Origin of the sequence: endosymbiont of Lamellibrachia barhami (assembly GCF_011947365.2) — a bacterium.
In the GTDB taxonomy this organism is placed as follows: domain Bacteria; phylum Pseudomonadota; class Gammaproteobacteria; order Chromatiales; family Chromatiaceae; genus QGON01.
Window position 1 is genome coordinate 3,909,287 of record NZ_JAAVSH020000001.1, and the last position, 6,744, is coordinate 3,916,030.

Here is a 6,744-nt window from a genome sequence, read left to right on the forward strand (position 1 = left end):
TATAGGAGTTATCCACCAACAGTTGTGCATCTGCAGCAGCTCGCGTCTGCACCATGGTCAATGGATCGGCAATGGGGTTGTTACCACTATCGGCAAAGGAGACCGACATGGCATTCTCCACACCGGTTTCATCGCTGGTCAGAGTGAGATAGAAACTACCACTATTTTCCTGGATGATTCCTGCGCTGATACCCGTGTTGTCGGTAGCCTCGTTGATTGCCTGTTCGATCTGGCTCAGGGTCTTACCGCCGATATCCACGTCAAACGACTGGGTGCCGATGGCCAACGTCATGGTGTCACCGGCACTACCGATCGTCGTGGTATCACTATCTGCAAACGACGCGGAGCCCATCTTGTGGGACTCAGCCAAAGCTTGAACGACGATGTCGTAACTGCCGGCGGCGGCATCATTGCCAGCATTGGCAGTAAAGACAGCCTCATCCGCGCTGTTCGCACTGAAGAGACCTATGCCTGAAAAACCGTTGAGTTTGTCCACGGTACTCTGAAACGATGCCAGAGAGCCACGCAGCGCGCCGTAGGCGCTGATCTGGGTCAGAAACCCCGCCTCTTTGGACTGAAGATTCTGTATGGGAATCTGCTCCAGGGCCATCAACTGATCAACGATGGAGTTGACGTCGAGTCCGGAACCTATACCTGGTGCGGAAATGGTTGGCACGTTTGCCTCCCGTCAGCTTGGCTGGCTCAAGCGAAACATCAAGCAGAAACCAGCGCAAACTTCAGTAAACACTCCGCCGAAAACCAGACTCATTTAAGGAGTCTCACCTCCTGTCCAGTTTTCGACACTCTATGAGAAACATGCAATCTCCATGCCTGAATTTTCAGAACATGGACATCATGCACTTGTTTCCATCAGTAGTCCTACCGATTGCTCACGACCCGCCTTACCATCAACTTTGGCATTGGCGACATCGATTGCCTCCTGCATGTGTTTGGCCAACGCCAATACCTCTTCCGAGGGTATCTGGCGAATCAGATCGCCGGATGTTCTATCGATTACCCGAACCACTGTTCTGCCACTGTCTTCGTCCAGGTCGAACTGCAACTCACGCTGCAACACCTGGGCAAAATCCTGCATCTGGCTGACAGCACCTTTAAGTGCCTCTGCTGGAACATCAGCAGACCTCCCATCTTCATTTCCGGAGATTTGGCCAACGACCTTCAGAGGCTGGGGAGTAACACTTTCCGTAGTACGATGTACCCCTTTACCAGAATCCTTAGTCGGTAGAGCTCCTACTGTGATTGTCATGTCCGTAGCCATGGCCTTCACCTCACATTTATACCTTATTAGTTCAGCCTGCGCCCGGTATCAAAACCGGGCGCAGTCTGGAGCTTGTTACCGTTACTGCAGGAGAGACAGAACCATCTGCGGCTGGGAATTCGCCTGGGACAGCATTGCCACACCGGCCTGCTGCAGGATCTGCGTGCGGGTCATGTTAGCGGTCTCCGCAGCAAAATCGGCGTCCTGAACCCGTGAACGGGCAGCGGATACATTTTCACTGATATTGGAGAGATTGGAGATGGTGGAGCTCAAACGGTTCTGAACAGCACCAAGATCGGCACGCTGATCAGAAACGAAGCTCAGGGCCTGGTCGATAACATCCAGTGCGCTATTGGCGCCGGTCTGGGAACCAATATCGATATCAGCAATACTGCTCAAAGTTCCGGATGTTGCAGCGGCCACCATGATATCGGTACCCGTCGTCGACACCTGGAATGACTTGGAGGAGCTCAACTCAACCTTACCACCCACAACGATGGAGTCAGTCACGCCACCCGCACCGGTTGAATCAGAGTCAGCAAGCGCGACGCCTCCGACTGTGACAGCGCTGGCAGTATCCGCTCCATCATTATTTGTAGCATCGGCAACAACAATGTCGTGACCAGTGGTATTGGTTAAAGAGATACCATCTCCTGCAGCATTCAGGGTTGCACTGATGCCGGTGGAGGCGTTTTCAGCATTGATAGCATCCCGCAGGGCAGCCAGATCAGTACTGCTCGTTACCAATGCACTAATACTAACGGCTGACCCTACAGCCGCCTGACTCTCATCCTGGGAAGAAAGGCTGAAAGAGATAGTGCCGGTTGACGTTGCCTTCAACTCAACGGTGTTACTGGCGGTTGCCTTCACACCCGTTGAATCCTGCACACCATTGATTTGAGAGGCGATCTTGGCCGCCGTGGTATCCAGGGCAGTGGAGAGTGTTGAGGTACCCAAGCTACCGGTCACTGCAAATGCAGCATCCGCAGCAACATTGTTACCGCCGGTTCCATCCGCCACTGCTGTCAGTGCGCCACCGATGTGATCTTCTGTGGCAGTACCATCAGCCTTATAGGCACCCATGGTAGTGGCAGAGGTATTTCCGATGGAGACGGAAATCGTCTGGTCAGCGTTTGCCCCTACGTGGAACTTGGCTGCGGTAAAAGTGCCATCCAGGATGTTCTTTCCGTTAAAGGTTGTGGTGCTGGAAATACGATTCAGCTCTTGTGACAGCTGAGCCACTTCCTTTTGCATATTGCTTCGATCAGACGCACTGTTGGAGTCATTGGCAGACTGTACGGCCAATTCACGCATCCGCTGCAGGATGTTTGTGGACTCCTGCATTGCGCCTTCAGCGGTCTGCGAGATAGAGATTGCGTCATTTGCATTTCGCATTGCCTGATTCAGACCACGGATCTGGGTGGTCATACGATCGGTAATGCCGAGGCCTGCCGCGTCGTCTTTCGCGCTGTTGATGCGCAGACCGGACGAGAGCCGTTCCATAGAGGTTGAGAGAGAGTTCTGGGTGTTAGTCAGGTTGCGCTGTGCATTCAGCGAGCTGACATTTGTGTTGATGACCATTGCCATGATTGCTTCTCCTTTCCGCCCGGCGATGTCTTGCATCGAGCCTGGGCGTTAGGTTGATATTTAGCGGATATACTGTCGAACCGACTGTATTTACCGCTTCCGGTCTCTGTAACGGCAGCGGAAAAGGGAACTTGAGGGATTTTTAAAAAATAAGCCGGCTACTTTAGATGCCCGAAAAAACATGCATAAGTTATTGTTTTTTAATTAAAAAAATATATATACGCGCCTACTGAACAACCAATCCACCCGTCAGCGTGAGAATATCCTTCTCACATGAGTGAGTCCGTTTCACTCGGTTAGCCATTGAAAAGCGTTTTTGCCAGCGCCTGGGTTCTCTCAAACTGTCGATCGATCTGTAGGACAACCTTTTCAGCAGCCGGGACTGTAATCCCCAACCTCTGCAGACGGCTGTCCGTGGCAGACCAGGGCGTCTCCTGTTGCACAGCGGTTACCAGAGAAACCGCCACTCCCACCAGAGTGGCGGTTTCCCAGTAGCCACCCTGGAAGCCGGACTCAGGATAGTGGGCCATCGCCGTTACAAGCTGCTCAGGAAGATGCCAGCTAGCCCCCAAATATCCCCCGGCATAAACATCGTCGAAACCAATCAACCCGGAGAGGGCCTGACTGAGTGAGACGGAATCGCTCTCCTCGACAATCGTGTAGGCCTGATCCACCTCATCCGGCAGTTGATCCGTCAACCAAAGCAGTCCCAGACTGTGCAGCAGACCCGCAGTACGGGCTGTAGAAGATTCAAGATCATCCGCCGATGAAGCCACCGGCGCCAACCAGGATGCAGCGTCAGCGGTCATGAGCGCGCGGGTCCAAAAAGATTCCGTGTTGAATCCGGAGCAGCGGTTTGGATCGAATGGAGAGGCAACTGCCAAGGCGATACTGGTGCTTCTGACCACCCCAAAACCCAGCCTGGAACAGGCCATATCCAGCGCAGTAATGGTGCTCACCGGCGAAGACCAGGCTGAGTTGGCCAGCGCGATAAGACGTCCTGCAATAGTGGGAAAGCGCTCGATGATCCGCGCAAGTTCTGAGAACTCGATATTTTCGTCGGTCAACGCTTTTAACAAATATGACGCGCCAGGTGGCAAAACAGGAACTTGCCTGCGGCTCAACCTATCGAAGATGGATATTTCAGCGCTCTCTACCGCCATTGTTATTGATTCGCTATAGGAAATGGAAGAACAGCCGCCTCTTCGTCCCTCTCTTCCGGCAGGAAATGCTTTTGTGCCAGAGCCGGAATCTCTTCCGGAGGGACGGGCCGGCTGAAAAAATAACCCTGAATGGTATCGCAGCCGATTCCACTCAGCACCTTCACCTGCTCTTCCGTCTCGACGCCCTCCGCGATGACATTGTGACCAAGCGCGCGGGCCACCCCGACGATGGTGCCCAGCAGGATAGAGGACTCAGGATCCTTCAGCATGTCGGTAATGAAGAGACGATCTATCTTGAGACAGGTGATCGGTAGATATTTAAGCGAGGCCAGGGAGGAGTAACCCGTGCCAAAGTCGTCGATGGCGATCTTCAGACCCATCTCCCGCATGCGTTTGAATACAGACAGATTTTCACCCGTGGTCTGCACCACGCTTTCGGTGACCTCCAGTTCAAGATTCTCGGCCTTCCAACCCGTCTCCAGCAGAATCTGTTCAACGGTGGTGACAATGCCCGGATCCTGAATATGGGTTGGAGAGATATTCACCGACATCTGAAATAGTGGCAGCCCCATATCCTGCCAGGCTGTAGCCTGCTTGCAGGCAGTGCTCAGCGCCCACTCTCCCAACGTCTTGATCAAACCGATACGTTCCGCAACGTTGATAAATTCCGCTGGAGAGATCATACCCTTGGTGGAATGCTGCCATCGGGCCAGCGCCTCGACCCCAATCAGACGGCCACTCTGCACATCGATCTGGGGTTGGTAATAGAGTTCCAGTTCACCCCGTTCAAGCGCCAGACGCAGATCCTGCTCAATCTGCAAACGGTGCTCAGCCTGGGTGGTCAGCTCAGGCTGATAGAATGTATAGCGATGTTTGCCCTCCTCCTTGGCAGCATACATGGCGCTGTCAGCAGCCTTCAGCAGGGCCTGCAGATTTTCACCATCCTGCGGGAAGTGGGCAATACCGATACTGCATCTTGGCCGGATCTCCTGCAAACCCAGATCCACCGGCTTGTTGGTCTCCTGCAGACAGCGACTGGCAACGTCAGCGGCATCATACTCATCATTGACATGGTCCACCAGGATGCAGAATTCGTCACCACTCAGGCGGGCCACGAAATCAGCACCCCGCAAAACTTTTTGCAGGCGCTGGGCGATGACCTTCAGCAACTGATCGCCAACATCATGACCCAGACTGTCATTTACATCCTTGAAGCCATCAAGATCCAGGTACAACAGGGCAAAGCGTTCCTTGCGCCGGTGCGCTGCCTTGACAACGTCTTCCAGATGTTTGTAGAAATAGGCACGGCTTGCCAAACCGGTCAGTTCGTCGGTATAAGCCAGCTGACGGATACGCCTTTCAGACACTCTCTGCTGAGTGATGTCCTGAACCGTTCCCAGCACCACGCCGTCCGCATCCGGGGCAAGATCCAGTTCCTGATGTACGATCACTGACTTATTGTTTTCGGTGAGCAATCGGTAATCCGAAGGATGCAGTGGCGCACCATCCACCACGGAGGTGATGTTATCGCGGATAAAATCCCGATCATCCGGATGTATTCGATCCAGATAGCCACCCAGTTTTTTACAGCACGCAACCTGGGAAGCCCCAAGCATTTTAGCCAGCTGCTTTGAAATCACCAGCTCATCGCGCTTTGCATCCCAGCGCCAATATCCCAGGGCGGCCATACGCTGCGCGCTGGCCAGTTGTTCCTGGCTTTCGTGCAGTTCCTTGGAGTCCCGGGCAGCCCTGAGTTGGAAGCGTATCCGGTGACTCAGAACATTGTAGTTGACCGGCTTGGTGATAAAACCATCCGCACCGGACTGGAAGGCCTGATTGACGGTTTCCATATCCTCCAGCCCAGTGACCATGAGGATGGGAATGGTGCGAAATTCTCGTCTTTTCCTCAGGCGCCGACAGACCTCAAAGCCATCCATGCCATCCATAAGGGCATCGAGCAGGATGATATCCGGTGTTATTTTTGCTGCCCGTTCAAGGCACTCTTTTCCGCTCGCCGCCTCATCAACCTCGAAACCGACTGCGCTCAATGCCTCATGGGTAGTAATACGGAAATTTGAATCATCATCCACCAGCAAAATTCGCTCTCCACTCTGGTGAACCGTGGTAGCAGTAGCGAGGTTTTTTTGGGATTGCTCAATTTCAGTGCGCAGTGCATCGAGAATATTAGGCAACATGGCTTCAATGCTATCCACCAAATTGGGCGCAGGTGACAAATTCTTTTCGGCTGCCGAGGTCTCGAGTTGTTGGCAGTGTCGGGAAAAAACCATTGCCCCCAAATTGGCTGCCGCGATTTCAGGCTGTGAACGTCCTGGGGCTCTCACATGTTATCCTCAAGCGCCTGGCGAAGCCTGGCGCATCGTCGGGGCCTGTTTTAGAAAGTGACAGATTCCCAACACATTCCCTTCCGCTCATCTCGCCCAACTGGCGCAGCCGTTCCAAGGGGCGGATCGATATAGGAGAGTCTGAGACTTTCCCGACAGAGATGTCTCGCCGGTTTCCGCTTGCCCGTGACTTCAACCTTAAGCCATTTTTTTCAACAGCCCGACAAGCGTTTCTGACTGAAAGGTTTGTTCAGATAGTCATTCATGCCGGCAGTTTCACATTAATTGTTCCTGAATGCCTGTACATCCGCAGTGAGTGCCACAATCGTAACCGGCCTTGCCAGAAATACGTAACTGAAACGAAGTACAATGC

Annotated in this window: 6 protein-coding genes; 1 reads left to right on the forward strand and 5 read right to left on the reverse strand. The window is 53.3% G+C overall.

Annotated features, from left to right (window positions below):
* The 5 genes from fliD to G9Q73_RS17910 form a co-directional block, all read right to left on the reverse strand.
* Positions 1 to 676: flagellar filament capping protein FliD (gene fliD / locus G9Q73_RS17890; RefSeq protein ID WP_369408922.1), on the reverse strand; the 676-nt coding region annotated here is incomplete at its 3' end.
* Between the two features lie 177 nt (positions 677 to 853).
* Complete coding sequence (locus G9Q73_RS17895; protein ID WP_178941534.1) at positions 854 to 1,279, reverse strand: flagellar protein FlaG; 426 nt, start codon at positions 1,277 to 1,279, stop codon at positions 854 to 856.
* Positions 1,280 to 1,360: 81 nt separating this feature from the next.
* A complete protein-coding gene (locus tag G9Q73_RS17900; protein ID WP_177420990.1) occupies positions 1,361 to 2,866 on the reverse strand; it encodes a flagellin N-terminal helical domain-containing protein in 1,506 nt (501 codons plus the stop codon).
* A gap of 296 nt (positions 2,867 to 3,162) precedes the next feature.
* A complete protein-coding gene (locus tag G9Q73_RS17905; RefSeq protein WP_281397592.1) occupies positions 3,163 to 4,029 on the reverse strand; it encodes an HDOD domain-containing protein in 867 nt (288 codons plus the stop codon).
* A 2-nt stretch (positions 4,030 to 4,031) separates the two neighbouring features.
* Positions 4,032 to 6,224, reverse strand: a complete 2,193-nt coding sequence (locus G9Q73_RS17910; protein ID WP_177420992.1) for a two-component system response regulator — start codon at positions 6,222 to 6,224, stop codon at positions 4,032 to 4,034.
* Positions 6,225 to 6,349: 125 nt separating this feature from the next.
* On the opposite strand from G9Q73_RS17910, the gene G9Q73_RS19255 reads away from it, so the two are divergent.
* Positions 6,350 to 6,744, forward strand: a 395-nt coding sequence (locus tag G9Q73_RS19255; RefSeq protein WP_218649979.1) for a hypothetical protein, incomplete at its 3' end; no start/stop codon positions are given.

Excerpts from the sequence above, each read along its gene's own strand:
- G9Q73_RS17895 (WP_178941534.1), bottom strand. The coding sequence starts at position 1,279 with ATGGCTACGGACATGACAATCACAGTAGGAGCTCTACCGACTAAGGAT.
- G9Q73_RS17900 (WP_177420990.1), bottom strand. The coding sequence starts at position 2,866 with ATGGCAATGGTCATCAACACAAATGTCAGCTCGCTGAATGCACAGCGC.
- G9Q73_RS17905 (WP_281397592.1), bottom strand. The coding sequence starts at position 4,029 with ATGGCGGTAGAGAGCGCTGAAATATCCATCTTCGATAGGTTGAGCCGC.
- G9Q73_RS17910 (WP_177420992.1), bottom strand. The coding sequence starts at position 6,224 with ATGTTGCCTAATATTCTCGATGCACTGCGCACTGAAATTGAGCAATCC.